36 protein-coding genes are annotated in these 25,904 nt (G+C 29.7%); 35 read left to right on the top strand and 1 reads right to left on the bottom strand.

Annotated features, from left to right (window positions below; genetic code table 11):
* Positions 1 to 36: 36 nt before the first annotated feature.
* From G9F71_RS13045 to G9F71_RS13120, 16 genes are all read left to right on the top strand, one after another.
* Positions 37 to 642 carry a 2'-5' RNA ligase family protein gene (locus G9F71_RS13045; protein WP_164951828.1) on the top strand — a complete coding sequence of 202 codons (606 nt, stop codon included), beginning with the start codon at positions 37 to 39 and terminating at the stop codon, positions 640 to 642.
* Positions 643 to 654: 12 nt separating this feature from the next.
* A complete protein-coding gene (locus G9F71_RS13050) occupies positions 655 to 1,515 on the top strand; it encodes an alpha/beta hydrolase (RefSeq protein WP_164951827.1) in 861 nt (286 codons plus the stop codon).
* A 221-nt stretch (positions 1,516 to 1,736) separates the two neighbouring features.
* On the top strand, positions 1,737 to 2,135 hold the full coding sequence (locus G9F71_RS13055; protein ID WP_164951826.1) for a GNAT family N-acetyltransferase: 399 nt from the start codon (positions 1,737 to 1,739) through the stop codon (positions 2,133 to 2,135).
* Positions 2,136 to 2,241: 106 nt separating this feature from the next.
* Complete coding sequence (locus G9F71_RS13060; protein ID WP_164951825.1) at positions 2,242 to 3,165, top strand: aminoglycoside phosphotransferase family protein; 924 nt, start codon at positions 2,242 to 2,244, stop codon at positions 3,163 to 3,165.
* Positions 3,166 to 3,221: 56 nt separating this feature from the next.
* Complete coding sequence (locus G9F71_RS13065) at positions 3,222 to 3,632, top strand: hypothetical protein (RefSeq protein ID WP_164951824.1); 411 nt, start codon at positions 3,222 to 3,224, stop codon at positions 3,630 to 3,632.
* A 55-nt stretch (positions 3,633 to 3,687) separates the two neighbouring features.
* Positions 3,688 to 4,431 carry a class I SAM-dependent methyltransferase gene (locus tag G9F71_RS13070; RefSeq protein ID WP_164951823.1) on the top strand — a complete coding sequence of 248 codons (744 nt, stop codon included), beginning with the start codon at positions 3,688 to 3,690 and terminating at the stop codon, positions 4,429 to 4,431.
* A gap of 165 nt (positions 4,432 to 4,596) precedes the next feature.
* Positions 4,597 to 5,274 carry a metallophosphoesterase family protein gene (locus G9F71_RS13075; protein WP_164951822.1) on the top strand — a complete coding sequence of 226 codons (678 nt, stop codon included), beginning with the start codon at positions 4,597 to 4,599 and terminating at the stop codon, positions 5,272 to 5,274.
* Between the two features lie 71 nt (positions 5,275 to 5,345).
* Positions 5,346 to 5,747: an IS200/IS605 family transposase gene (tnpA, locus tag G9F71_RS13080; RefSeq protein ID WP_164951821.1), complete on the top strand. Its 402-nt coding sequence runs from the start codon at positions 5,346 to 5,348 to the stop codon at positions 5,745 to 5,747.
* Positions 5,748 to 5,764: 17 nt separating this feature from the next.
* Positions 5,765 to 7,225, top strand: coding sequence for a transposase (locus G9F71_RS13085; protein ID WP_224626389.1), 1,461 nt, complete (start codon positions 5,765 to 5,767; stop codon positions 7,223 to 7,225).
* 162 nt (positions 7,226 to 7,387) lie between these two features.
* The gene (locus G9F71_RS13090; RefSeq protein WP_164951820.1) at positions 7,388 to 7,717 is read left to right on the top strand and encodes a hypothetical protein; all 330 of its coding nucleotides are present in this window, start codon (positions 7,388 to 7,390) and stop codon (positions 7,715 to 7,717) included.
* A 93-nt stretch (positions 7,718 to 7,810) separates the two neighbouring features.
* The gene (locus G9F71_RS13095) at positions 7,811 to 8,269 is read left to right on the top strand and encodes a hypothetical protein (RefSeq protein ID WP_164951768.1); all 459 of its coding nucleotides are present in this window, start codon (positions 7,811 to 7,813) and stop codon (positions 8,267 to 8,269) included.
* A gap of 109 nt (positions 8,270 to 8,378) precedes the next feature.
* Positions 8,379 to 9,134 carry a peptidase MA family metallohydrolase gene (locus G9F71_RS13100; RefSeq protein WP_164951819.1) on the top strand — a complete coding sequence of 252 codons (756 nt, stop codon included), beginning with the start codon at positions 8,379 to 8,381 and terminating at the stop codon, positions 9,132 to 9,134.
* Positions 9,135 to 9,405: 271 nt separating this feature from the next.
* Positions 9,406 to 10,155 carry an alpha/beta fold hydrolase gene (locus tag G9F71_RS13105; RefSeq protein ID WP_164951818.1) on the top strand — a complete coding sequence of 250 codons (750 nt, stop codon included), beginning with the start codon at positions 9,406 to 9,408 and terminating at the stop codon, positions 10,153 to 10,155.
* A 105-nt stretch (positions 10,156 to 10,260) separates the two neighbouring features.
* Positions 10,261 to 10,545, top strand: a complete 285-nt coding sequence (locus G9F71_RS13110) for a hypothetical protein (RefSeq protein WP_187353507.1) — start codon at positions 10,261 to 10,263, stop codon at positions 10,543 to 10,545.
* A gap of 48 nt (positions 10,546 to 10,593) precedes the next feature.
* Positions 10,594 to 10,773, top strand: coding sequence for a hypothetical protein (locus tag G9F71_RS13115; protein WP_164951817.1), 180 nt, complete (start codon positions 10,594 to 10,596; stop codon positions 10,771 to 10,773).
* A gap of 240 nt (positions 10,774 to 11,013) precedes the next feature.
* On the top strand, positions 11,014 to 11,394 hold the full coding sequence (locus G9F71_RS13120; RefSeq protein WP_164951816.1) for a hypothetical protein: 381 nt from the start codon (positions 11,014 to 11,016) through the stop codon (positions 11,392 to 11,394).
* A gap of 144 nt (positions 11,395 to 11,538) precedes the next feature.
* Here the strand turns inward: G9F71_RS13120 and G9F71_RS13125 are convergent, their stop codons facing one another.
* On the bottom strand, positions 11,539 to 12,834 hold the full coding sequence (locus G9F71_RS13125; RefSeq protein WP_164951815.1) for a helix-turn-helix domain-containing protein: 1,296 nt from the start codon (positions 12,832 to 12,834) through the stop codon (positions 11,539 to 11,541).
* 169 nt (positions 12,835 to 13,003) lie between these two features.
* Here G9F71_RS13125 and G9F71_RS13130 point away from each other — a divergent pair, with 169 nt between their 5' ends.
* The 19 genes from G9F71_RS13130 (at position 13,004) to G9F71_RS13210 (ending at position 25,864) form a co-directional block, all read left to right on the top strand.
* Positions 13,004 to 13,783 (top strand): class I SAM-dependent methyltransferase, encoded by a 780-nt coding sequence (locus tag G9F71_RS13130; protein ID WP_164951814.1) that lies wholly within the window; start codon positions 13,004 to 13,006, stop codon positions 13,781 to 13,783.
* A gap of 49 nt (positions 13,784 to 13,832) precedes the next feature.
* Positions 13,833 to 14,777: an adenosine deaminase gene (locus G9F71_RS13135; protein ID WP_164951813.1), complete on the top strand. Its 945-nt coding sequence runs from the start codon at positions 13,833 to 13,835 to the stop codon at positions 14,775 to 14,777.
* Between the two features lie 41 nt (positions 14,778 to 14,818).
* Positions 14,819 to 15,403 carry a non-canonical purine NTP pyrophosphatase gene (locus G9F71_RS13140; RefSeq protein WP_164951812.1) on the top strand — a complete coding sequence of 195 codons (585 nt, stop codon included), beginning with the start codon at positions 14,819 to 14,821 and terminating at the stop codon, positions 15,401 to 15,403.
* 144 nt (positions 15,404 to 15,547) lie between these two features.
* On the top strand, positions 15,548 to 16,933 hold the full coding sequence (locus G9F71_RS13145; RefSeq protein ID WP_164951811.1) for a bifunctional metallophosphatase/5'-nucleotidase: 1,386 nt from the start codon (positions 15,548 to 15,550) through the stop codon (positions 16,931 to 16,933).
* Positions 16,934 to 17,190: 257 nt separating this feature from the next.
* Positions 17,191 to 17,649, top strand: a complete 459-nt coding sequence (locus tag G9F71_RS13150; protein ID WP_164951810.1) for a GNAT family N-acetyltransferase — start codon at positions 17,191 to 17,193, stop codon at positions 17,647 to 17,649.
* Between the two features lie 116 nt (positions 17,650 to 17,765).
* On the top strand, positions 17,766 to 17,897 hold the full coding sequence (locus tag G9F71_RS27315; protein WP_263488224.1) for a hypothetical protein: 132 nt from the start codon (positions 17,766 to 17,768) through the stop codon (positions 17,895 to 17,897).
* A 14-nt stretch (positions 17,898 to 17,911) separates the two neighbouring features.
* A complete protein-coding gene (locus G9F71_RS13155) occupies positions 17,912 to 18,379 on the top strand; it encodes a GNAT family N-acetyltransferase (protein WP_164951809.1) in 468 nt (155 codons plus the stop codon).
* A gap of 58 nt (positions 18,380 to 18,437) precedes the next feature.
* A complete protein-coding gene (locus G9F71_RS13160) occupies positions 18,438 to 18,944 on the top strand; it encodes a GNAT family N-acetyltransferase (RefSeq protein WP_164951808.1) in 507 nt (168 codons plus the stop codon).
* Between the two features lie 17 nt (positions 18,945 to 18,961).
* A complete protein-coding gene (locus tag G9F71_RS13165; RefSeq protein WP_164951807.1) occupies positions 18,962 to 19,501 on the top strand; it encodes a phosphoglycerate mutase family protein in 540 nt (179 codons plus the stop codon).
* Positions 19,502 to 19,599: 98 nt separating this feature from the next.
* Positions 19,600 to 20,541, top strand: a complete 942-nt coding sequence (locus tag G9F71_RS13170) for a DUF1028 domain-containing protein (RefSeq protein WP_164951806.1) — start codon at positions 19,600 to 19,602, stop codon at positions 20,539 to 20,541.
* Positions 20,542 to 20,797: 256 nt separating this feature from the next.
* Entirely contained in the window at positions 20,798 to 21,421 is a 624-nt protein-coding gene (locus G9F71_RS13175) for a class I SAM-dependent methyltransferase (protein WP_164951805.1), read from the top strand.
* Positions 21,422 to 21,517: 96 nt separating this feature from the next.
* Positions 21,518 to 22,027, top strand: a complete 510-nt coding sequence (locus G9F71_RS13180; RefSeq protein WP_164951804.1) for a GNAT family N-acetyltransferase — start codon at positions 21,518 to 21,520, stop codon at positions 22,025 to 22,027.
* 115 nt (positions 22,028 to 22,142) lie between these two features.
* Positions 22,143 to 22,475, top strand: coding sequence for a hypothetical protein (locus G9F71_RS13185; RefSeq protein ID WP_164951803.1), 333 nt, complete (start codon positions 22,143 to 22,145; stop codon positions 22,473 to 22,475).
* Positions 22,476 to 22,491: 16 nt separating this feature from the next.
* A complete protein-coding gene (locus G9F71_RS13190; RefSeq protein WP_164951802.1) occupies positions 22,492 to 22,986 on the top strand; it encodes a GNAT family N-acetyltransferase in 495 nt (164 codons plus the stop codon).
* Positions 22,987 to 23,069: 83 nt separating this feature from the next.
* Complete coding sequence (locus G9F71_RS13195) at positions 23,070 to 23,762, top strand: 5'-methylthioadenosine/adenosylhomocysteine nucleosidase (protein WP_164951801.1); 693 nt, start codon at positions 23,070 to 23,072, stop codon at positions 23,760 to 23,762.
* 56 nt (positions 23,763 to 23,818) lie between these two features.
* Positions 23,819 to 24,751 carry a homocysteine S-methyltransferase family protein gene (locus G9F71_RS13200; RefSeq protein WP_164951800.1) on the top strand — a complete coding sequence of 311 codons (933 nt, stop codon included), beginning with the start codon at positions 23,819 to 23,821 and terminating at the stop codon, positions 24,749 to 24,751.
* A 28-nt stretch (positions 24,752 to 24,779) separates the two neighbouring features.
* Entirely contained in the window at positions 24,780 to 24,902 is a 123-nt protein-coding gene (locus tag G9F71_RS27320) for a hypothetical protein (protein WP_263488225.1), read from the top strand.
* Between the two features lie 50 nt (positions 24,903 to 24,952).
* Positions 24,953 to 25,459 carry an AAA family ATPase gene (locus G9F71_RS13205; protein WP_164951799.1) on the top strand — a complete coding sequence of 169 codons (507 nt, stop codon included), beginning with the start codon at positions 24,953 to 24,955 and terminating at the stop codon, positions 25,457 to 25,459.
* Between the two features lie 144 nt (positions 25,460 to 25,603).
* Positions 25,604 to 25,864: a TIGR04076 family protein gene (locus G9F71_RS13210; protein ID WP_164951798.1), complete on the top strand. Its 261-nt coding sequence runs from the start codon at positions 25,604 to 25,606 to the stop codon at positions 25,862 to 25,864.
* The last annotated feature ends 40 nt before the right edge of the window (positions 25,865 to 25,904 follow it).

Below are 25,904 nucleotides of genomic sequence, written 5' to 3' on the forward strand. Positions count from 1 at the left end.
TATTTATATTTTACGAATAGTGGGAGGAGTGTAAAAATGCTTTACGCAGTTGAGCTATATTTTGATAAAAAAACAGAAGAAAAAATAATGAGATTACCAAATGGAATAGCGAAGAAAGGCATTAGCAAACGCTATTTGGAGTGGAAAACACGCCCGCATATAACTCTTGGTTTGTTTAACAATATTGATTTTGAAAAATGCGACAAGTTACTAGATAAACTTACAAAACAAATAAGTTCATTTCCTACACATCTTTCAAGCATAGGTGTTTTTAATAATTCAAAATGCATTTTCTTATCTCCAGTTGTAACACATGAATTGTTTGAATTGCACCGTGAATTTCATAACACCTTCAGCTTTTGTGACCATTCTGGATATGAATATTATTTGCCAGATAGCTGGGTTCCACATTGTGCAGTTATGCTTGGTGATTCAGATGATGCCAATGCTCTTTGTGCATCTGTTAAATATGTAATAGAAAATTACGAAGTGATTCATGGTTTCTTTTGTGAAATAAGTTTTGTTGAAATAACTATGCCAGTAAAAGAACACGTCGCTCATAAATTAAAGCCGTATGATGGAATTTCTATTTACAAGAGTCATCAAGATTTCTCTATTAACCCAGAGCTGAATTTAAAATAGGAGGTAACCAGATTGAAGGTAATAGAATTTAAAAAAGTTGGGAATTTATCAATGTTTGCTGATTATTATCCACCAAAAAGAAATGTCAAAGAAACATATATTATATTTGTGCATGGTGGATGCTCAATATTTGGCTCAAGAAAGTGGGTTCCCACATGGCTATTAGAAAGAATTATTGAAGCTGGATATGGCTTCTTCTCGATTGATTACAGGTTAGTTCCAGAAACACTACTTAATCAAATCCTTGAAGATATAAATGATGCCATTAAGCATATAAGAGAGTATATTAATAAGCTGAGCAACAAGCCGTGTAAAATAGTGGTGATGGGTCAATCTTCAGGTGGGTATTTAGCTTTACAGGCAGGCAATTTAAAAGATGTAGTGATAGATGGCATAATATCATTAAGTGGATTTTCAGATCTTTTTCCAGATAGATCTACGTTACCTCTATTTGAGAGTCCTGTAATATCAAAAGAAGAGGCTCTAGCTTCAGTAGGTGCTATACCTATATGTGACGGAAATGTAGAAGAACGGTGGAAGTATTTTTCATATATAATTCAAAATAATTGTTGGGCAGCATCTTTTCTTGGGTTACAAGGAAATGATAGTGATGCTAGTGTAAGAGAGCAATTAGAACCTTATTGTCCTATAAGAAATATTACTGAAACGTATCCGCCTACTTTATTAATACATGGAGATAGCGATAAAGATGTACATTGCAGAGAAGCAAAATATATGGCAGAAATACTTGGGAAAGAAAAATGTGAGCTGTTATTAATTGAGGGTAAAGGTCATGAATTTATTATTAAAGGTGCAGAGAAAAGTGCAAAAGAAGAGGCCGAAAAAATTATTAGTTTTTTAGATAAAATATGAATGGGTTGACAAAATAACCTGATTATCAAGACCATTATATGTAATTAAATATTTCTGAGTATTGGCAATAAGTTTATCAAAGGGAAAGGGTGTGTTTTATATTGAAAGAAGTTTATTTAGTGATTCCTTCATTGGAACATGAAGAAGAATATAATGAAATGCTATTAGAATGAAAAAAAACAAAAGAACATATATATCCAGGAGCAATAAACCCACGAGGAATGGATTACATTAACTGGTTAAAAAAATTAGAAGCATATAAGACTAATGAAACGTGTCCATCTCATCTTGTACCTTCAGATACATTTTTTTTAGTAGATAAATATAACAAAGTATTTGGAGCAATTAGTATACGGCATTACTTGAATGAACAACTTCTTAAATTTGCTGGACATATAGGTTATGGAATTCGTCCTACCGAAAGAAAAGGATATGCAAAGGTAATGTTAAAAATGGCTCTTGAGAAGTGTATAAATATAGGAATAACACAAATTCTTATAACTTGTGACAAAGATAATATTGCTTCAGCAAAAACTATAATTGCAAATGGTGGAATCCTTGAAAATGAGCTAATTGAAGATGATGGAAATATATTGCAAAGATATTGGATAGAATTATAAAACTCAACTTTATTACTAGTAATAATAGCTATTCGCAAATTTGTATAATAAATAAGGATGGGAAATCGATGCTCATATAAATTGTTCATCTGAGGGGGATCATTTAATGAACGACATGCAATGTACAATTATTGATGAAACATTATCATATCTTACTAAATATAAAGTTGAAAATATTAAACCTGTAATAAAAGGTTACTCTAATGATGAAAAATATTTGCTACAACTTAATAATAACATGTCAGTACTCATGAAAGTTTCTAATATTAAGGATTATAATAGAAAAAAACAAGAATTTTACTATTTAAATATTCAGTATAACAATGGTGTTAAATGCTCAAAACCATTAGAATTTTTTATATTAGAAAAATCCAATGTATGTATTACTATATTAACATATTTAGAAGGAAAAAGTGGAGATGAGGTATTGCCATTGCTCCCCAAAGAAATACAGTACTCATTAGGGTATGAAGCCGCAAATGAACTTAGAAAAATTCATGAAATTAAACCTTCAGAAACTTTTAACTGGTATAAGAAAAGATGGGAAAAGTATCAATTAAAGAAAAAACAATTATTTGAATTAGGTTGTAGCTTTTATAAGCAGGATAAGATAGAGAATTATATTGAAGACAATTTTAGAATATTAAGGGGAAGTTGCATCAGATTTCAACACGATGATTTTCAACCTATGAATATAATAATTAATGGGAACGAATTAATTGGAATTATAGATTTTAATAGATTCGATTGGGGTGACCCAATAGAAGATTTTTTTAAACTTCCTAAATATACAAATGAAATAAGTGTACAGTTCTCAAAAGGTCAGATAGATGGTTATTTTAATTGTAACGTTCCAGATATGTTTTGGAGGAAGTATAATTTATTTGTTGCATTAAATTTCCATGCAAGTATGATTGGTGGTCATGATGCATATAACCAATTGGATAAAGTAAGGGAGAGACAAGTTAAAATATTTAACACACATGATTTTGAAACCCATGGTGCTCCTGAATGGTACTTAAACATTTGAGCTGGGTATTATATGGTAAATTTATTAAAATGCTAATTTATTTGGAGGATAACAAAATGTTATATAAAGAAGATATAATTAAAATACTTAAATCTATGGACTTGCCTTTAAGCGAATATTGGATAACCTCTGGTGCAGGATTAGTACTTCATGGAGTTAAAGAAAGAACAAATGACATTGATCTAGGGTGTACCACTAGGTTAATTGAGCACTTTCTAAAAAAAGGTTGTAGGTATAGATTAGCGGAAGATAATTCAAGAATTATGGATATAAACGATACAATAGAAATACTAGAAAATTGGTTTGTTGATGAAATAGAATTCATTGATGCATTACCTGTAGGCAGTTTAGCAAGCATTAAAAAGCAAAAATCAGAGTTAGGAAGAGAAAAAGATATAACCGATATAAAAATGATAGAAGAATATATCGAAAGTAAAAAACCTTTACAATTATATTCCCAAAACTGATATTGATATAAGAAATGCATATGCAATTAAAGCTTAAAATAAGGAGTAGATAAGAATGGAGAAAAATGAAGATAAAAAAACAATTGAGGATATTTATGATTACGAAGATATATTAAAAATGTTGGATTCGTTTCTAAAAGAGCCTTCACCATTTTGGAATAAATTTTATGAAGACAGAGAAAAAGATATACCTTTTTTCATAGATGTTCCAGATGAAAACTTAATTTCATACTTTCAAAAGGAAATTATTAAATCCAGTAAAGTATTAGAACTAGGATGTGGTCCTGGACGTAATGCAATCTATATGGTTCAAAATGGATGCGATGTAGATGCAGTTGATATCTCAGAAGAAGCAATAACTTGGGCAAAAGAAAGGGCTAGCAGAAAAAATTTAAAGGTGAATTTTATGTGTGATTCAATATTTAATATTCCAATACAAGAATTAGGATATGATTTTATCTATGATTCAGGATGTTTGCACCATATTCCACCACATAGAAGAATTCAGTATGTTAGCTTGATTGAAAAATTATTAAAACCAAAAGGGTATTTTGGATTAGTTTGTTTTGCAGCAGAAGATGATAAAAATAAAAATGGATTGCCCCAGATGTCGGATTGGGAAGTATATAGACAAAAAAGCCTTAGGGGCGGAATTGGGTATACTGAGGAAAAGTTAAGGAATTTGTTCTCTAAAAACTTTGAGATTGTTGAGTTTAGAAGAATGATAGATATAGATAAACCAGATGTGGCTATGGGAAAATCATTCCTATGGGCTGTACTTTTAAAGAAGAAAATATAAGTAAAACTAAGGTAGTGATTTAGACATTAATATATCTTTTTACAATCACAGTTAGTTAAATACCTTGAACTAATATAATGAATTAACTTCAACTAACAATTTACTCCAGTTAGCCTAAAGAAAAAACTGTTATTCTTTAGTGGAGATATTATAAGGGGATACGCAATGAGATATGCAGTTATTTCAGATATTCATGGGAATCTGCCAGCACTAAATGCAGTAATTGATGATGCAAAGAGAAATTTTATAGATGAATACATATTCGTTGGCGATTATTATTGTGATTTAGCATACCCCAATGAAGTCGTAAATACTATAAAGAACATTAATGGAGCCCATGTACTAAAAGGTAATAAAGAAAAATATTTAGATGGTTTATTAAAATCTGATCAAACAGAATGGGTATATGATCAATTTGCTCCTCTTTATTGGAATTATAGAGAACTTGATGATGATAATTTACAGTATTTAATAGGCTTACCTGAAGATAAAAAGATCAAAACACCAAATGATAATCATAAAATGCATTTGTTTCACTCTTCATCATTTTTATTTAAGTCTACAAATATGGGTTTGCTCTCAAGTTCCCAATATGCGGAGAAAATGATTCAAGAGAATTTTTCACATGAGGAATACTTATGTTATGTTCAGAAAATCTTATCCAGTGATGACAAGATTGTTGAGATTTTAGATGGTCTTGATACGGATATTGTTATTTTTGGACACACCCATATACAGTGGCATGCAAAAATAGACAAGAAAGTAATAATAAACCCAGGCTCATGTGGATTACAATATTTGTGTGGAAAGCCCACTCCTTCAGGTGTGGGATGGATAGCATAAGAAACTAGCTTTGTATTTTTTGGGGGTATAAAGTCATTTACAACATACACGTTTTGCGATATACTTTAATTATGGAAAATAAATATAGAACAACTAAAACTACAGTAAGTTTAATTAATTATCATTTTATATTTTGCCCAAGGTATAGAAGAAAAATATTCTTAATACCTAATGTGGAAGAAAGATTTAAAAATATGGTCAAATGTGTATGTGAGGAGATAGATATTGAAATTATCGCAATAGAATGTGATAAAGACCATACTTATATGTTTTTGAATTGTCTTCCAACATTAAGTCCTGCTGATATTATGCAAAAAATAAAGGGTGTAACAAGTAGGGTTTTGAGAGACGAGTTTAACGAATTGAAGAAAATGCCTAGTTTATGGACTAGAAGTTATTTTATATCAACTGCGGGAAATGTAAGTAGTGAAATGGTAAAAACATACGTGGAAAGTCAAAAAACAAGATATTAAAAAGCGAGGTGAATACTGTGCCAAATTATATTTTAGCAGTAAAACTGGATACGGAAAAATATCAAGAAAATATTTTAGATAAAAGATTAGAAATAAGTAGGAATATATATAATAGCTGTTTAGGGGAATTATATAAAAGATATAATAGCATGAGACAATCCAAAGAATATAGGAAAGTTGTTAAAATGACTATAGGAAAAGACCGTAACAAACAATTCAATGAATTAAATAAAAAATATGGTTTGACAGAGTATTCACTTCATGATTTTGTAAAACCTATTCAAAAACATTTTAAAGTCAATATAGATAGCTTCACCGCTCAAAAAATAGCTTCACGGTGCTTTAGTGCATTTCAAGGATTAATGTTTCATACTGCAAATAGGGTTTGTTTTAAGAAATATGGAGAAATGAACAGTGTAGAAGGAAAATCCAATAAAACAGGAATTAGATTTAGGGATAATAAATTAATTTGGAATGGATTAGAAACAAATGTGATTATAAATAAAAATGATGAATATGCAGAAATTTCGCTATTAAACAAAGTTAAATATTGTAGAATAGTTAGAAAATTTATTCGTGGAAAATATAAATATTATATTCAATTAGTTTTAGATGGTATTCCTCCTGTTAAATATAATAAAGAAACTGGGGAAGTTAAAAATAGTATAGGGAAGGGCAATGTTGGAATAGATATTGGAACTCAAACTATAGGAATTGCCTCAAAATATGATGTTAAATTATTAGAATTAGCACCCGAAATTAATAATATTGAAACAATTAAAAGAAAATTATTAAGAAAACTAGACAGACAAAGAAGAATTAACAATCCTAATAATTTTAATGAAAATGGTACAATAAAACATGGTATAAAATTAATATGGGTTAAATCCAATAAGTATATTAAAACGCAAAATGAATTAAGAGATATTCAAAGGAAACAAACTGATATAAGAAAGCAAAGTCATAATATTTTAGCTAATAAAATAGTGGGTTTAGGTGATAGAATATTAGTGGAAACAATGAACTATAAAGGATTGCAAAAACGTTCCCAAAATACTATCGTAAATGAAAAAACAGGAAAATTTAATAAGAAAAAAAGATTTGGAAAATCTTTAGCGAATAAAGCACCAAGTATGCTTTTAACTATATTAGACAATAAATTAAAGTGGAATAATACTGAATTATATAAAGTTAATACTTATAAAATAAAAGCATCACAGTATAACCATTTTGATGAGAAGTATAATAAAAAAGAATTAAGTGAACGTTTCAACATATTTAATATAGATAATGAAGAAATTAAAATTCAAAGAGATTTATATTCTAGTTTTTTAATAATGAATGTAAAAGAAAATTTAGAAGAAATAGATAGAGAAAAGTGTTTCAGCGAATACGGTAATTTTAAAATGCTTCATGATAAAGAAATAAATAGATTATTAAGTAGTGACAATAAGAAAATAGCAAGTATGGGAATATAAAAAAAATAAGGTTTTGATATGAGCCTTTAAACTATCGTTAATTTATCCATTGGGATAATTGGTAGTAAAAGTCTTAGAGAAGTTATTTAGTTCTTATATGTTGTAGTTTATAGTTTTTATATAAATGAGAGTATAGGAGAAGATAATGTATTTAAGAACCCCATGCCTTTAGGCGTGGGAGTATCAGCGCTTGATTATGATAAAAGAGCAGCGTATAACATTCTTGAATTAAATGAAAATGCTATTAACATTTTAGAGAGAAGAATACCTTACAATATTAGTGATACCATTTGTTATACTATGAAATCGGAGTTATACATAAATGCAAAAACCTGGTGCGATATAATTTTTGACCAATTAAATTTAGCAAAAGAGGAAATCACTTTTTTCTTTAGACATGTCGAATCCATTGCTAAAAAGAAAAATGATTATAGTAGACCGTATAGTACTACTGTATGGAAGGAAGCGGCAAATAGTTGGAAGAGTAATTAATGGATAAGTTATAGACATGCCTTTATTAAGACGAAGTTCTAGCTAATCATAAACTTTATTAAGAAGTGTTCGGAATAAAAAGGGGGAGTATACATGTTTAATAAAGTAAAGGATTTTATTAAAAAAAATATAATATTAAGTATAGGATTAATACTATGCTTAAGCATTATGAGTACTTATGCATATACTAAATTTATACCTAAGTGGTTTTCAGGGGCAGATACTTATAATGTAGTAAAGGAAGCATTTTTAACTAATAAGGGGTACACTAATGAATTGTCCAAACATATGTCACAACAAGTATTTGAAAGAACAAATATATATAATGCTTATCCAGCAGATAATAAAAAAACTTATAAAATAGATTTTAGCTTAAAGGAAGATTCACGAAGATTTAAAAATAATACTGTTTATGTGAAAATGATTTATTCAGTTAAAATAATGGATTTACAAAATAATATTATAGGTGGTTCATCCCATGTACCAATTATATTTACGGTTAAAAATATAAATGGTACATGGTACATTACAGAAAAAGAAGAACCTGCATAAATTGAAAAATGAAGAGTTCCTATGTATTAATTTACTCTTTTGCATTTTGGGAAGCACTTAACAGAAAAATTCAGAATATTAACTTGATTAAAAAAAGGAGAAATCTAAAATGATAGATAAAAGAAATGAAATGGATAACGTAAAAGTTGAAAAGGCATATCAAGAGAAAGATTATAAATTAAATTTAAAGAAAGAAACTCAACATTTTATAATTTATTACACCGAAATCGACAAGCCATGTATAGATAAGGTTTCAGATGTTCTTGAAGATAATTATAATAGAATTACAATAATGTTCAAGCAACAACTTCAAGAGAAATTGAATATTGAGATTCATTCAGAACTAAATCAACTTCATATTGCTTTAGGGTTTCCAAATGCACCTGATTGGATAAGAGGAGGGATTGGTGTAGATAAAATTGTAATAGCATCTCCTCTAAATCCACCACCAGGTTCACAATTTGATAACGTATTAAATACAGCCGTTCATGAGTTTGTCCATATCATAGTAAATAAAATAAATGCTGATACACCCAGATGGCTGAATGAAGGGATTGCATGTTACGAAGCAAAAGACAATAATGAAAATGGGATAAGGAAAACCGTTATGAATGGTTTAGTAAATAATACGGTTCCTACATTCAAAGATTTAGATACCGGCGAGGATTTTGAAACATTTTTCAAACGCAATGGATATCAATACTCATATACCATAGTAGAATCAATAATTGAAGAGTTTGGTTATGATAAATTATATAATTTAATAGAGTCGCCTAATAAATTTTTAGGTGTTTTTGGCATAACAGAGAATCAATTGCAGAATAAATGGATGGAGTTTATTAAAAAGAATTATCTAACAGCATAATTTTTTACATTTTTATTAGTTTCATTTTACTTAATTTTAGTATAACGTTCATATGTTATAAATCTATGATATTTAAATGATTGTAAAATATTATCAAATGAATAGTAATTATGGTGAAGAAATATTACCACCATGTGTAAATTTATTACTTATAATCTGTATATAGGTTAGTAGTAATTTTTAGCTATTCCAATACAAAGGATAAGTCACAGTGGTAGGCTATAGGAAAGTAATTGTTATTTAATTTAGGATATATGAGTGGAGGCTGAATATGTTATTTAAAGAATTTGGGAATAAGAATATGCCAGTTATTATTTTTATTCATGGGGGCGGATTATCATGGTGGTCATGGAAACCACAAATTGAAGCACTAAAAAATGATTTTTATATTATTACCCCCATCATTGATGGGCATGGTGATGCTTGTGATACCACTTTTGTAAGCATAAAAGAATCGGCCAAGCAAGTTGTTAAATACATAAAAGGAAATTGTAACGGAAAAGTTTTCGCAATCTGCGGTCTTTCTATTGGTGCTCAAATTACTGTTGAAATATTATCCAAAGAATCTGATATTACTGAGAATGCTGTTATAGAGAGTGCTTTAGTTTATCCTATAAAAATGGCAATCGCACTAACTGTACCAATGTATAATATGTGCTATGGGCTAATTAAAAAAAGATGGTTTGCAAAACTACAGGCTAAAACATTGAATGTCCCAGATGAATTATTTGAGATCTATTATGAGGAAAGTTCACGAATGACAAAAGAATCACTAATTAATTTTACTATGAGTAATGGAAATTATCCAATGCCGGAAGCATTATGCAACACAAAAGCAAAAACATTAATATTAGTTGGTGGGAAAGAATTATCAGTAATGAAAAAATCTGCATCGTTACTGCATGAAACCATTAACTGTAGCTTTTTAAAAGTAATTGAAAAAAGTGGACATGGAGAAATTAGTTTGATTTATCCAGATAAATACCTTAATCTATTGCAACAATTTTTTATAAAAAAATAAAATAAGAATAATCCTTGGTTATATTTAACTCATATTCTTCATATAAAGTGTTGGAACGGTATAAAAAAGACAAACTATCAATGGATATTGAATAGGAGGCATATTATGAGTAGAAGAGGAGCTGGGGTTTCATTTTGTTTTATAGCAGCATTTTTATTTGCAACACGGTATATATGTGCTGCAATTTTTGGATCAAACGTGTCCTCATGGAGTTCTGGATTGTATAGCAGCATGTTGGGTTATATTGGAAATGGATTAAATACATTTGCCGTAATTTCATTGATAGTAGGAATAATATATCTGATTGCTTCAGAATTTATCGAAAAAGATAACGATAATGATAAAGAACTTGAATCGATCGAAATCAATGACAATGAACGAGGCGAATAATTTATAAATTTCTTGAGTCATAGCATATAAATAGAGGAAGGTGAGTTTATGGGATTAATTACTTTGGATAAGGTTGAAAAGCTTGATAAAAAATTAGATGATATTGAAAAACATTTAGTTCGTTTAGATGTGAAAATTGACACTATCAGTAAAGAAAATAACTCAATTAAAAGCATTGAAGCAAACATAGCCAAAATCAAAAATCTAATATTGGAAATAAAGAACTAAATACATTTGTCAAAGAGTTGCATACGCTACATTCTTATATTGCCCCTCAATTATTATGTAGTATGAATCATATTCAAGGATAATTGGAGTAGGTTTTGCTAAAAGTGTAGTGTCTAAACTCCATATAACAAAGTTAGTTCTATTACTAAAAAAGTGATAGTTCACATCTGTATTAAATTAAATTTAAGTGTATAGAATGGTTATAAAAAAGTTTTATAAAATTGATTGAGGTGATGTTGAATGAATAATAAAAGATGGTCTAATATCTCATTTATTGGGGGATTCTATATTTTTGGAGCAATTGTACTTTTAGTTACGTTAATTACAGGAGCGTATAAAACTGATACTGGGGGGCTTTCCATGGCGTTAAGACATGGTCTGTTATTTTTTCCTGAACTTCCAGCGAGGATAATTTTAATAATAATTTCTTTGATTATAGGAGTTGGATTATTGAAGTTAAATAAATGGGCGTATAGATTAGTTTTATTTTTTTGTTTATACTTTACAATTGCAAATATTATTATGGCTTTAAATACAGGAAATAATGGGTTCTACTCAAATATTATATTTTCAATTTGGGTTCTATTTACTCTGCCAAAAGATAGAAGAGTATTTGATTAATTCAAAATTGTAGTATGTTATAAGTTGATAAAGATTAAAATCAGTAACTAGGAAGAAGAAAGCTGATAGAATATTATTCTATTTATGGTTACTGAGCATTTTGAAAATAGAAATGCAAAGATTACAAGCGACCCAGGAGATAATTTAATTTAATAACTCACGGTATAAGTTATTTGCATCTTTATATTTTCTCTTGCTTTCTAGATGTTTTATTAGCAAAAGCGTTATCTTATAATGAATGTCCCAATATCCCTTATAACTATAAAATGGTAATATAGTATCTGTTACTTCTTTATAAAATATACCTTCATTAAAATTAAAAATGCTTAAATATAGACAATAAAGATAATTATAATACACGGAATTTTTATAAGCATCAGTTAAGAACTTATCAAATATTTCTTTGTAATTGAAATCATCATTTAATTTTTTATGAACTTCTATGTAAATACAAGCACCAAGTATAGGTTGTTCACTTGCATGCCATGCAGATTTTATCCAACGTTTATCAGTTTCCCATGAGTTTAATGGATTCATAGCAAGATGGCAATATTCAATACATTTATCACACTTGCCCATATCCAAATATAGTTTAGCCAGGTTAGTATATACAGTAAAGATATTTTTATCTATAGTAAAATAATCAGAACCATTAGCTACAGAGGTCAAATGAAATTCTGCCTGTTCGTACATTTTTAAAAAAATATAACTTGAACCTAAAAAGCTGTGACACTGTAGAGAATTCATGTATCGTCCTGAAAGTGAATAGCTATTTAATGCCTTCTCCAGGTAAATAACACCTTTTAAATGCTGCCAATTTAGACAATAAGCCACACCCAAGCGGTAATTAATCCATGGAGTTTCCTTAATTTCGCACGCTTTCTCTAATCTTCTGATACCTTCAGTTTGGTTCATATATTCATAAATGAATCTTCCTGTAATTAACATATAAATATATTGAAGATCTTGGTTTAAACTGCTGTAAACTTTATCAAGAATATTAATAGAAACTTTCAGTTCGTTATAGCTTTTTCTTTCGACTAAAATATTGTACATTAAAGAATAAATATTAAATTCTATGTTATAGGGTGAATTGCGCAGGAGAGATTCCAAAGTACACAACTCATTATAAGTGATTTCAGAAGATTCATAGTCAAAACTTTCTACTTGAAACATCAATATATGAAATTTTTGACGGATTAACCCAATATCCTTTGTACCTGTTATATTAGTAATTTTTAGTTTTTTTAGCAAAGCCTCTATTAACTCACTTCTAAGTTTCTTTTTACCATTTTCAAAATAGCTTAAATGGCTAGTAGAACATATTCCATGAGCTAAAGCTTCTTGACTAATACCTTCCTTAATCCTATTGTATTTAATCCAAGCTGATAAAAAGTCGTACTCAAATTTATTACCTAATATGTAAACAAAGTTATCCATAAACATCATACCCCTAAAATTAGATATATATGACTTAAAACAGTCATATTATATACAAATTATAACACTTAAATAGGATTTATTTAACTTATTTTTCAATATGAATGCTTTGCTATTATACGATTCTTCTTATACAATTAACTTATAATATTAAAAAGGTGGTTTGTATATGAATAAGGATAGTGATTTCTCGAAAAACCAAAGTGAAGTATTTGATTTAGCATCAGATTATTATGATAAATTTAGACCTAGTTATCCGCAAGAACTTATAAACTGTATAATTAGTGAAACAGGTATTAAAACTGATTCAACAATACTTGAAATAGGTGCTGGTAGTGGGAAAGCAACAGAACTATTTGTTAACAAAGGGTTTAATATGTATTGCATAGAACCGGGAGAAAACTTAGCTGCAGTAGCATTGAAAAAATTCGGACCTACTAGACGGGTGGAATATTGTACATGTCGTTTAGAAGATTGGAAAGAAAAGAAGGAATATTTTGATTTAGCAATTTCAGCTCAAGCCTTTCATTGGGTTCCAAAGCCTATAGGCTTTCTAAAGTGTGCAAGTGCATTAAAATCTAAGGGATTTATTGGATTGTTTTGGAATCTCTATCTAACCTATAATGAGCCAATTGACGCTGAACTTAGTGAAACAGGAATGTTTCTTTTACAGTCTGAAGCATCTTGTGAGGAACGTATTAAGTCTCATACACAGGAAATAAAATCAAGTGGTTGTTTCAAAGAAGCTATAGTATATAGATTCCCATGGTCTCAAAGATATACCGCTGATGAGTACATAGGATTTATGAAAACATGTAATGGGTATCTAAGTGCTAGTGAAAATGATAGACAAGCAGCTGAGGTTAAGGTGAGGGAGATTATAAATAGATATGGTGGATTTATAGTAAGACAATATCTATGTGTGCTGTTTCTTGCACAAAAACGTTAATTTATCTCCAATTGATTTTTTATGACAAATTAACATTAAGGGGTGTACTATGAAAGAAAAATTTATTAATGCACTAGAAAGTAACGATTTAGATGAAATGAGAAAAATACCAAAAGGAGATTTGCATAACCATAGCACAAGAGGGGGCAATAAAAGATATATCGAAGAATGGGCAGGTGTAAGTATACCTAAATGTCCCAAACTTAAGGATCTTAATGACATGAATACCTGGAATGCACAATATATTAAACCATTAGTTATAGGCACTTTGGGCTTTGAAAAACAAATAGAAGCAGCTTTTATCCAGGCTAAGACGGATGGCGTAACGGTACTTCATATGAGTGTCGGTTTTGGGGAAGCAGTTTGGTATGATAACTCTGTAGATGATTTGGTACAAGCATCAAAAAGAATTCATCAAAGCTTTGCTCCAGAGGTTCTTTTTATACCAGAAATCGCATTGAGCTCATTTACACCTATTGATGAAATGAATGAAGAGTTAGAACAATTTTTATCTCAGGATTATTTTAAATCTATTGACATGTTTGGAGATGAATTTGCTATACCAACTTTTAAAAAAGTATTTAGAAAAGCTAAAGAAAAAGGATTAATTTTAAAAGCACACGTGGGTGAATTTGGAACTGCTGAATTAATTAGAGAGGCTGTAGAAGAATTAGAACTTGACCAAGTACAACATGGAATAGCTGCTGCAAATTCTCAGAGTGTTATGAGATGGTTATGTGATAATAAAATACAGCTTAATGTATGTCCGACAAGTAATATTTTACTTAGTAGGGTAGAAAGTTATAAAGTTCACCCTATTAGAAAACTATATGATAATGGGATTAAAGTAACTATAAATACTGATGATATGCTTATTTTTGATCAAAGTGTTTCTCAGGAATTTTTTAACCTTTATAATGCTGGTTTGTTTAATGCAAATGAATTAAATGAAATAAGAGAAAATGCACTAAATTTAATTAGGGAGAATGGATAATAAAATTAAGATTATTTAAAAGGTAAAAAGGAGTATAAAATATGGCTAATAATTTAGTTTATGTCACAAGTAATAATATTAAGTTTAATGTTGCTTCCAAAGTATTTACGAATACGGAAATTGTTCTTTTACAAAACAACTTGAGCACTCCTGAAATTCAGAGTAAAAGTGTGCAAGAAGTAGCCATGTATTCGGCTAGTTGGGCAAGTAAGCAGTTAAATCAACCTGTTATAGTAACAGATGCTGGTTTTTATATTGAAGCTTTAAATGGATTTCCCGGCCCTTTTATCAAGTTTGTAAATGAATGGTTTTCTGTAGATGATTATATTAATTTAATGCAAGGCAAAACTAATCGTACTATTATTATCCAAGATTGTTTAGCATATTGCCACCCAGATGAAAAATCAGTTGTTTTCACTGGATCATATCGAGGAAAATTAGCAACCCAATCTGGTAAGAAATGCGGTACTTCAATTGAACAACTTTTTATTCCTGAAGGTTACGATGTTCCTATTTCTGAGATACATGTTGAGGAAATGATATCTTATTGGAATAAGGGTGAAATAATGACTAATTTTAAAGAGTATCTTTTGACAAAAGATGATTTTACTATTCAAAAATTATAATTTATTTCATTTTTAAGTGACTCATGTTATATCAATGGCACTGTTTTTGATTATTTACAGTTAACATGTTAAAATGGTATATAATTACAATAAAAATAGCTTTAGAGCTGATTTAAAACTTTACTAAAAACGGGGGGAATTATCATGCAATTAAAGATACTTCATACTAATGACATACATAGCAGATTTGAAAACTTTGCAAGGATATCAAAAAAAATAGAGGAGATTAGGGATGAAAATACTATAGTACTTGATGCTGGAGATTTTCATGATTTCATGAGCATTGAGATACAGGGAACTAAAGGAGCGGCAGGGAGTAGCTTTTTAAATGTAGCGGGATATGATGCTGTTACCATTGGAAATAACGAAGGCTTTTCGGGTATAAAAAATATAGAGAATATGACTAATACACAGTTAATACCTTATCTTTCTTGTAATTTATATAAGGCAGACAAGAGCCTTATAAAAGGGGTAAAAAGAAGTATTATTATTGATAAGTCAGGGGTTAAATTTCTTATAATAGGTGCAACACCTGCAGGACCTTCTTACAATGAATTCTTTTCCCTTGAGAATATGTATGCATCTGATCCAATAGAGGAAATAAATAAAGAAATTTTTAATAATAAAGGAAAATATGATATATGTGTATTCTTAAGCCATTTAGGAATAAATGCAGATAAGGAAATTGCAAAGAAAATAGAAGGTATTGATATTATAATAGGCGGACATAGCCATACTCTTATGGATGAAGTGGAAGTTATTAATGGTAAAATAATTCATCAATCAGGAATGCTGGGAGAATATCTTGGGGTTCTTAACATTGAAATTGAGAATGGAAGTATAAAGAACTTTTCTTCTGAGAATTTAAATATCAAAGAGGTACCCCTGCAGGATAAAATGCTTAAAGAGATTTCTAAGCAAAAAGAAATTGCCATAGAAGTTTTAAGTGAACCTTTATATGAGGTTCAAAGAAATCTATGGCATGATGTAATTGAGGAAAGCCCTATAACAAACCTTTTGGCAGATGCTTTAAGAGATGTTATCCCCTGTGACCTAAGTATAATAAATAGTGGGATACTGAGTGGTGGAATAAAGAAAGGATTTGTTTCAAATAAAAAGTTTTTAGAAATATGTCCATCTCCACTCAATCCAACTTATGTAGAGATTATGGGAAAAGATATTAAACAAGCACTAGAAGCATCCCTTAGTGGAGAAGTCTGTCTTCAAGATGGTAGAGGGGCTGGCTTTAGAGGAAAGTATTTAGGCAGACTTCACATATCAGGAGCTAAAATTAAACATGATGGCAAAAATATAATTGACATAATTTTAGAAAATGGTGAATTCAATGAAAATAAATTATACAGTGTAGCAACATCTGATTATCTTCAAAGAGGTACAGGCTATGAAAGTCTTGGAAGATGTAAAAATGAAAAATATAATAAAGACTATTTAAGAGATACCTTAAGGGAATACCTTAGTAAAAAAGATTTTGTAGAGAAATGCTTTGAAGAAAGATGGCTGTATTTTTAAATAGTGCTATAGCAATAAGAAATCCTCACTACGTTCCAATTTCTTGAAGCCCCTCCGCAGGAGAAGATTTAAATGCTACGTCTAAAACTCCATATAACAAAATCTTATCGTCCGCCTTTACTGGTGGGCTCTTTTTATATAGCAATGTGTAAATTTATGGTTTATAATCTATATATAGGTTACTGTTTAACTATCTCCAAGTCTCAGGAACCTCTGCAACAAGGTACTCTATATGACATATAAGGAGTGAATGAACTATGAAAATTGTACATTTAATTGATAATAAGGAATATATTAATGAGGTGGCTGGTTGGTTATATAAAGAATTTGTCCAAAATATCAGAAATGATATAGACTTAGATTACGTAATCAGGGCGTTACATAATCGTAGAAAAGATTCTATTCCTATTACCTTAATAGCTGTTGAAGATAATAATTGTCTTGGAACTATAACATTATTTGAGAATGATTTGAAGACAATGCAATTGACTCCCTGGCTAGGTGCACTTTATGTAAATGCAATATTTAGAGGTAGGGGAATAGCTAAAGAACTAATGAATCAATTAGAATTAATTACAAAAAAATTAGGATTTAAAGATTTATATTTGAGAACAGAGCATACATCAGATTATTATAGAAAACTAGGTTGGGAATATTTATTTGAAACAAAAGATGAACTTGGAATAAATACAGAAGTTTTTAAGAAAGATTTATAAAATATAGTTGATAAATTAAAAGACTATCCAATTCAAATTGCTACCTTAGTGATTCTTGCTACTGCTAATATAAAGATTGAGTCGCAATGATATTCTAATATAAAAAGGGGCATTCAATGCTACACCTAATTTCTAATGAGTATTTTGACAATGGACTACAACTGGTTAGAAATGAGATGATTAATGGTAATATAATTAGGAAATCAGCTGGCGATACGTTAGTTTGGTTTGAAAAAGAAGAAAATTAGAGTAGAGGTGTTGTATGGAAATAACAATATTAAAAGGGAGCATGGATTATATAAATGATTGTGAAGATGCATTATTAAATTCTGAACTAGGAATAAAATATTTTTCGGAAAAAGGAAGTGCTAGAAAGGCATTAGAGGATGGATTTAATAAGGAAGAGATATATGTTGCCCTAGATATTAATCACAATTGTAAGGGGTTCATATGGTTTATTTTAGAGGGTGCATTCCATTCATTTCCATATCTTCACATTATTGCAGTCAAAAAAGAAAATCGCAAACTTGGCATAGGAAAAAAACTATTAGAATTCTTTGAGGAAATCTGCTTTAGAGACTATACAAAACTATTTCTAGTAGTTGCAGATTTTAATCCAGACGCCAAAATGCTGTATGAAAGCATTGGATACATAGAAATTGCTATTATACCAAGTTTATATAGAGAAGGAATAACTGAATATTTAATGATGAAATTAAGAAAATCATAAATGATAATTTACATTGGTAGATTATAACTTGATATTTAAAGCGGAGGTTGATGTAACCATGTTAAGACTTAACACAGAAAGGTTAAGTATCTTACCATTAGATAAGTATAATCTTGAAATTTGCATAAATGATTATAATAAAATGGAGAAAAATTTAGGCTTAGCTATTACTGACAAAAACATAGGTATCAGGGAAAAAACTGTTTATAAAATAAGGTTAGAGGGCGTAGGAAATAATCCTTCCAATTATATGTGGTATACAACTTGGATTATAGTTTTAAATGTGGAAAATCGAAGTGTTGGGGCTATAATGATAAAGAACTACCCTAACGAAGATGGGGAAGTTTTAGTTGGATATGCCATGCAGGATGACTATAAGCGTAAAGGATATATGGTGGAGGGGTTAAAGGGTATTATACAATGGATATTTTTGAATCCTGATGTTAAATGTATCATTGCAGATACAGTAAAAAACAATATACCATCACATAAGGTGCTACAGAAAATTGGCATGGTAGTTTATAAGGAAGATGATGAATGTATTTGGTGGAAATTAAAAAGGTAGGATAAGGTGGGGGATTAATGAATATAGGACTAGTTAGGCATTTTAAAGTTAATTGTTATAAAAAGATGTTTATGACATCATACGATTTTAAACAATGGGTAAAAAAATATGATAATAGTGATATTATAGAAAATAAATTTGAGATGGGAAACATAAAATGGAATAAATGTTTTTCAAGTGATTTATCAAGAGCTATTAAAACCTCAAAAGCTATTTTCACAGGAAAAATAATAAAAACTCAACTGTTGAGAGAAGTGCCCATAGCACCAATATTAAAAACCAATCTAAAAATACCATATATATTTTGGTGTATAAGTGGAAGAATTGCTTGGTTTTTTCAGCACAAATCTCAAATAGAAACTAAAAAAGACACTCAAAGACGAGCCAATGAGTTTTTAGATATTATAGAAAATCAATCAAATAATAGTAATAATATATTAATTGTTTGTCATGGTTTCTTTATGACTACATTACAAAAGGAACTTAAAAGAAGAGGTATTAGTGGAGAAAATATAAAAAGACCTAAAAACGGTACATTATATTTATATAAAAAATAGATATGGATTAGTGGAAATTCTATGAAATAGAGTACATATTTTAAGGAGACTAAAGACTAATAAGTTGATGCAAATACTAAACTTTCAGGAGGAAATAGATGGATAAAATCAATTATACTGAGTTTACAAATACATATTCTATTGTTGCATTTGATCCTATCAAAAATCAATTGGGTATTGCAATGCAAACTCATAATTTTGCTGCATGTAACCGTGTTATTTATGCAGAACCAGGTGTTGGTGTAGTTGCAAGTCAATCATATACAAATCCTATTTATGGGTTTGATGGCATTAAAATGATGAAAGAGGGGAAATTACCCAAACAAATACTGAAAGATTTAATAGAAGGAGATATAGATTCAGAATATAGACAAGTTGGAATTATAGATGCTAAAGGTAACGTTTCTGCACATACAGGAAATAATTGCGTTAAAGAAGCAGGTCATCGAACAGGTAAACATTATTCATGCCAAGCTAACATGATGTTAAAAAACACAGTTTGGGATGCAATGGGAAATGCATTTGAAAGCTATGATGGTGAATTAATTGATTGTATTATGAATGCAATGGAGGCTGCCGAATCTGAAGGTGGGGATATTCGTGGAGCACAATCTGCAGCAATCACTATAGTCACATCTGAGCCAATTGAGAAACCATGGTTAGGTTATATTTATGATTTTAAAGTATATGATAATCCTAAACCCCTAAAAGAACTCAGGCGGCTCATTAACTTAAAAAAAGCTAATAACTGCATTGATAGTTCTCAAATTATGCTTCATGAAGGAATCTTAGATAGTACAAAAATATCTTCATCAATGGAGCAGTTTAATTTTGCTGTAAATAAAATACCTAATCAAGATAGCAAAATACAGTACCAATTTTATTACGCTATGAGCTTATTAAAGTATGGTTTAAAAGAAGAGTCAATTTTTTTGCTTAAAAGCGTATTTGCAGCTAATCCAATTTGGAAAGAGCTTGCAATTAGAATTGCGAAAGCAGAATCTAATGAATGTCTTTCCCAAATAATAAATAATATTTAAACTTAAAGGATAAAACTTATAACATGAAATATTTATAAGTTACAATTAAGTTAAGTGGAAAATACTGGCCTCACCTTGGATGGATTGTAGTATTTATATGGTCATTAGTTAAAATATTGATTATAATGTAATTATAGGTATAAATTTATTAGTCTAGATCAATTTATGAGAAATCTATGAATTAGTTAGTATTCCTTAGAAAAGTGCACTATTGGTGTAACAATCCTTAAATGTATAAATTAGGAGGATTCTAAAAATGAGTAATCCATGGCAATTAATTGATTTTGCAACCTATGAAAATCATATGTCTTCTGATGAAGTATATCAACTACAGACGCTAAATGAGATTACTAAAGAACAATTGCAGGACAATCAACGCACTTTTGTTGGAGTGTTAGGGGTTGCTGGTGGCAATGGTCTTAATAATATTGATATTTTAAAAACACAAAAAGTTTATGCCGTTGACATAAACAAAAACTATCTTGATATTTGCAAACAAAGATATCAATATCTGGGAAACACTTTAGAAATTCTCTGTGGCGACTTAACTGACGCTGATGTAATTTTACCTTATACTAACCTATTAATATGTAATTTGATTATTGAATACATAGGTGAAAAGGAATTTATATCTATTATTGATAGAAATAAAATTAATATAGATGTTGTATCCTGCGTTATACAGAAAAATAACGACAATTCATTTGTAAGTAATTCAGACCTCAATTCACATTTTCAACCCATTTTATCTATTCATCACAACATTGATGAAAATAGACTTAACTATCTATTTTCTACTATTGAATTTACTTGCATTAAAAATAAAAAATATAAACTTCCAAATGGTAAGGAATTTATTAGAATGGACTTTAGACACTAATAATTGAAAGTAGTGGTATGGCGGGTACTTCAAATTAGATGAAGAGATAATCTGAGACAAGCATTAAATAAGTTATTTATATGAGGAGGTAGAAAATTGACAAATAGAATATATTTTAAAAAATTTCTTTCTGAGGATGACTTTCAATATTTTTTAAACTTAGTTTTAAATGAAAAAATAATGGTAATGAATTATGGAAGAGTGTTTCTATTAGAAGAAGCAAAAAAATGCTACAAACGTTTGTTAGAAAATAATAAAAGGCATAAAGATTTTGGGCACTTTAAGGTATTCGAAACGGCTACAAATATTTTCATAGGTTCAGGTGCACTCTCAATAAATGATGATTTTACTGAGGCGGAAGTTGAATATTTATTGCTTCCTGAGTATTGGGGAAAGGGGTATGGAAGCGAAATTGTTGGCGAATTATTAAATAAGGCTGAGGGAACAAAGAGTATACAACAAGTTACAGCAATAACAGATCCTAATAATATAGGGTCGAAGAAAATATTGTTAAATAATGATTTTGTATCCTGTAAGATATATGAAATTGATGATGGTTCGCTAGCGGAAATGTTCAGTAAAAAAATAATACACCCTGTACTATAAAATTTTTTAAGTGAATAGCAAGATACCTTATGTACAACGCTATTATACTTAATTACGTGTTCATAATTAGTAGTTCGAATTTAAAAATATAGCTGGTATAGGGGGGCTAATAATAATGATAAAAAGATATGAAAATGCAAATGATTTCTTAAATGAAACCCAAGATTTTCTTGAACAAAATGAAGCTACTAATAATATAATCTTAGGCACCTGTTTAAAACTTAGAAACCTAAAAATCCAAAGTGAGAATCAACCATACTTTGCTTCTATTAAAGAGAATGGGAACATAAAACTTGTTGCAATGATTACACCACCATTCGCCATCACATTATATAGTAATAAATCAATTACGGAAAATGAAATTGTCATCTTAATTAAAGATTTAGTTGATAAGAATTTAGATGTTCCTGGCGTAATGGCACCACCCGCGCTAGCCAATCAACTTTAGCTCAACATGGTCTAAAATGAGAGGTTATAGTATTATAGATGGCATGAATATGAGGGTATATGAGTTGGTTAAAGTTCAACATCCGCAGTATTCTCAGGGGGATTTTAGGATTGCAAAAGAAGAAGACTTAAAAATTGTCTCTACATGGATATATAGTATAGAAAAAGATGAAGGTTCAGATATAACATATGAAAAAGCATATGACATGGCTAAAAACAAAATAAATGATGGTCAATTATATTTATGGGAAGATAAAGTTGCTGTATCAATGGCCTGCATTTCACGTCCTACAATTAATGGCATTGTTGTCAATATGGTATACACACCCCCAGAATTGAGAGGAAGAGGATATGCTTCATCATGTGTAGCCTCTCTAAGCCAGTATTTACTTAATATAGGCTACAAATTTTGTTCATTATTTACGGACTTATCAAATCCAACATCAAATAGTATTTATATAAAGATTGGATATAAGCCAATTTGTGATTATAAATCGTATAGCTTTAAATAATGAATCTATATGGTGCCTCATTGAACATTGGAAGATTAAGTCGAGCTAAAAGTAAATTCATGAGAAATAGGGGGGAGTAAGTAATGAGAATAGGCGTAATAGGACCTACTGAAAAAGAAATAATGCCTTTTATAAATAAAATATCAAATAAAAAACTTAGTGAATACTCTATGTTAAAGTTCTATTCAGGAATTTATGCAGGAGTTGAGGTGGTATCAGTATTTTGTGGAGTATGTAAAGTTAATGCTGCTATTGCTACACAACTTCTAATTAGTAAATTTGAAGTTACACATATTATATTGACAGGAGTTGCAGGCGCGTTAAATAAACAACTTGAGATTGGTGATATAGTTATTTCAAGTGAGGTTGCATATCATGATGTTTCACCTGGAATTTTAACAGAATATCATCCGTGGATGGAAGATATATATTTCAGACCAGATGTTGAGCTACTAAAGTTATGTGAAAATGTTTCTAAATCTTTCTCAATTACAAGTAAGTGCCACGTTGGAAGAATTATTACTGGCGAAGCATTTATTACGAATAATGAGAGGGAAAGTTTAATAGAAAAGTTTAATCCGCTATGTGTTGACATGGAAAGTGCTAGTGTTGCTCATACCTGCTATGTAAATAATATTCCTTTCATAATTATTCGCTCAGTGTCAGATGGTGCAAATGAAAACGCTTCAGAAACATTTGCAATCAACATAGAAATGGCTGCACTAAATTCTATAAAATTGGTTGAAGAGATTATCAAAGGGTTGAGTACATCTTAAAAATAGAAAGTGATAATAGGTGCTGGTATTATTATGCATTTAAGGGGGTAAAAAAAATGGATTTTGAAAGTTGCTACAATAATTCTCCTTTTATTTTAATGGAAGGTGCATTGGGTGAGCGTTTAAAGAGAGAATACGATATTCCTTTTGACGACGTAATTGCCCTTGCTGGTCATATATACAATGAAAAATCTAAGCAAGCACTTAAAGAATTATTTCATCAATACATAAAGATAGCTCAACATTACCATTTGCCAATTATGCTAACAACACCAACTCGCAGAGCAAATAAAGAACGTGTTGCACAATCTAAATATAATAAGAGTATTATTTATGATAATGTTTCATTCTTACGTGAAATAAAACAGGACTATTCTTCCAATATCTATATTGGTGGACTTATGGGGTGCAAGGGAGATGCTTACAAATCAACTGATGTTTTGTCTGAGAAAGAAGCATTTGAATTTCATTCATGGCAAGCTTTATTGTTTAAGGAAGCTAACGTTGACTTTTTATTTGCAGGTATTATGCCAGCTTTATCGGAAGCTGTAGGCATGGCAAGTGCAATGGAAAACACAGGTCTACCATATATTATTAGCTTTATGATAAGAAATGATGGTAAATTAATAGACGGTACAACAATTCATGAAGCTATAAGTACAATTGATAATATTACAAATCGTAAACCTATTTGCTATATGACAAATTGTGTTCACCCAAAGGTAGTTGCTAACGCGTTATCTAAAACTTATAATCAAACAGCTACAGTGAAAAAGAGGTTTAAGGGAATACAAGCAAATACCTCTCCTCTCTCACCAGAAGAACTTGACAGTTGTTATGATTTGAAAACTTCAGATGCTTATAATTTGGCAAATGATATGTTAAAGATATATAAAGACTTTAATCTTAAAATTTTTGGAGGTTGCTGTGGTACAGATAGCACTCACATAAATGAAATTGCCAAAAAGTTAAATCAGATGATAATTTGAAGCATATGTACAAAAGAATATTCCTTAAATGAAAATAATTCGTTTAGATCTCTCTATTCATAATTCACCTGCAATCTTATTGTATGAAAAGTGTGGATATAAACATGTAGGAACTGTTGATTTAAGCTTAAATATTCCAGAATTAGTTTGATTTAAACTGTATGAGATAGTCCTATAGAATATAAAAAGGGAGGAATTTCAATGTTTTTACTACAGATGGCTGGATTTCCTGGCTCAGGAAAATCAACATTAGCTAAAGAAATTTCAAAATACATAGATGTAGTAGTTATTGATAGAGATGTTATAAAATCATCTATGATAGAATCCGGAGTTACCTCGGATATTGTTGCTAATGCATCCTATAATGTTGTTTTTTCATTGTGCAAATATTACTTAAGACTTAATAAAAATGTAATTATTGATACACCTTGTTATTATAATGATTCATTAGATACTGGTATTAGCATTGCTCATGAATATAATGCGGACTACAAATATATAGAATGTAGAGTGGAAGATTTTGAAATAGTTAATAATAGATTAACCTCAAGAGAAAGAAGTATAAGTCAAATTGAATCAGCTGAAAAAAGTAGATTTTTAGGGGCGATTGATAAATCAAAACGGCCAACTAAAACTGATTTCTTAGTTGTTAATAGCTCATTGCCAATTGAATCATATATTAAGGAGGCATTGAATTATATAGGATAAATATAAAAGCTTATATTCTTGTTTATATTGGGTTATAGCAAAATAGTAAATGAATTATCATTAAACAAAAGATAGGAATTCAAATTATAGGTGAGTATATGAATATTAAAATTGCAGAAAGGCTTGATATGGAGGTTAATAAAAATGATTAAAGTAAAACTAACAATAGTGGAAAGTGATTGCAGATGTGGCTATCACAAAAACAATGACTCTTATATTGTAGAAGATATTTGCCCACCTATATGTCATGAATTATGGAATAATATTTATCCAAGCGTATATGTTCTTTTAAATGGAGGCAGTTTAGATTATGGAAACACTAAGGAAAAAAAATTCGAAATGAAGTGTCCAGATAATGGTAGGGTAGTAATACGTGGTGAGGTATTTACAGTAACGAAATGTTAAATATCATTAGATTTGCCATTATAGTCTTTCCATTTGAATA

It is taken from the genome of Clostridium sp. FP2, from assembly GCF_011065955.2.
Classification (GTDB): domain Bacteria; phylum Bacillota; class Clostridia; order Clostridiales; family Clostridiaceae; genus Clostridium_AD; species Clostridium_AD tagluense.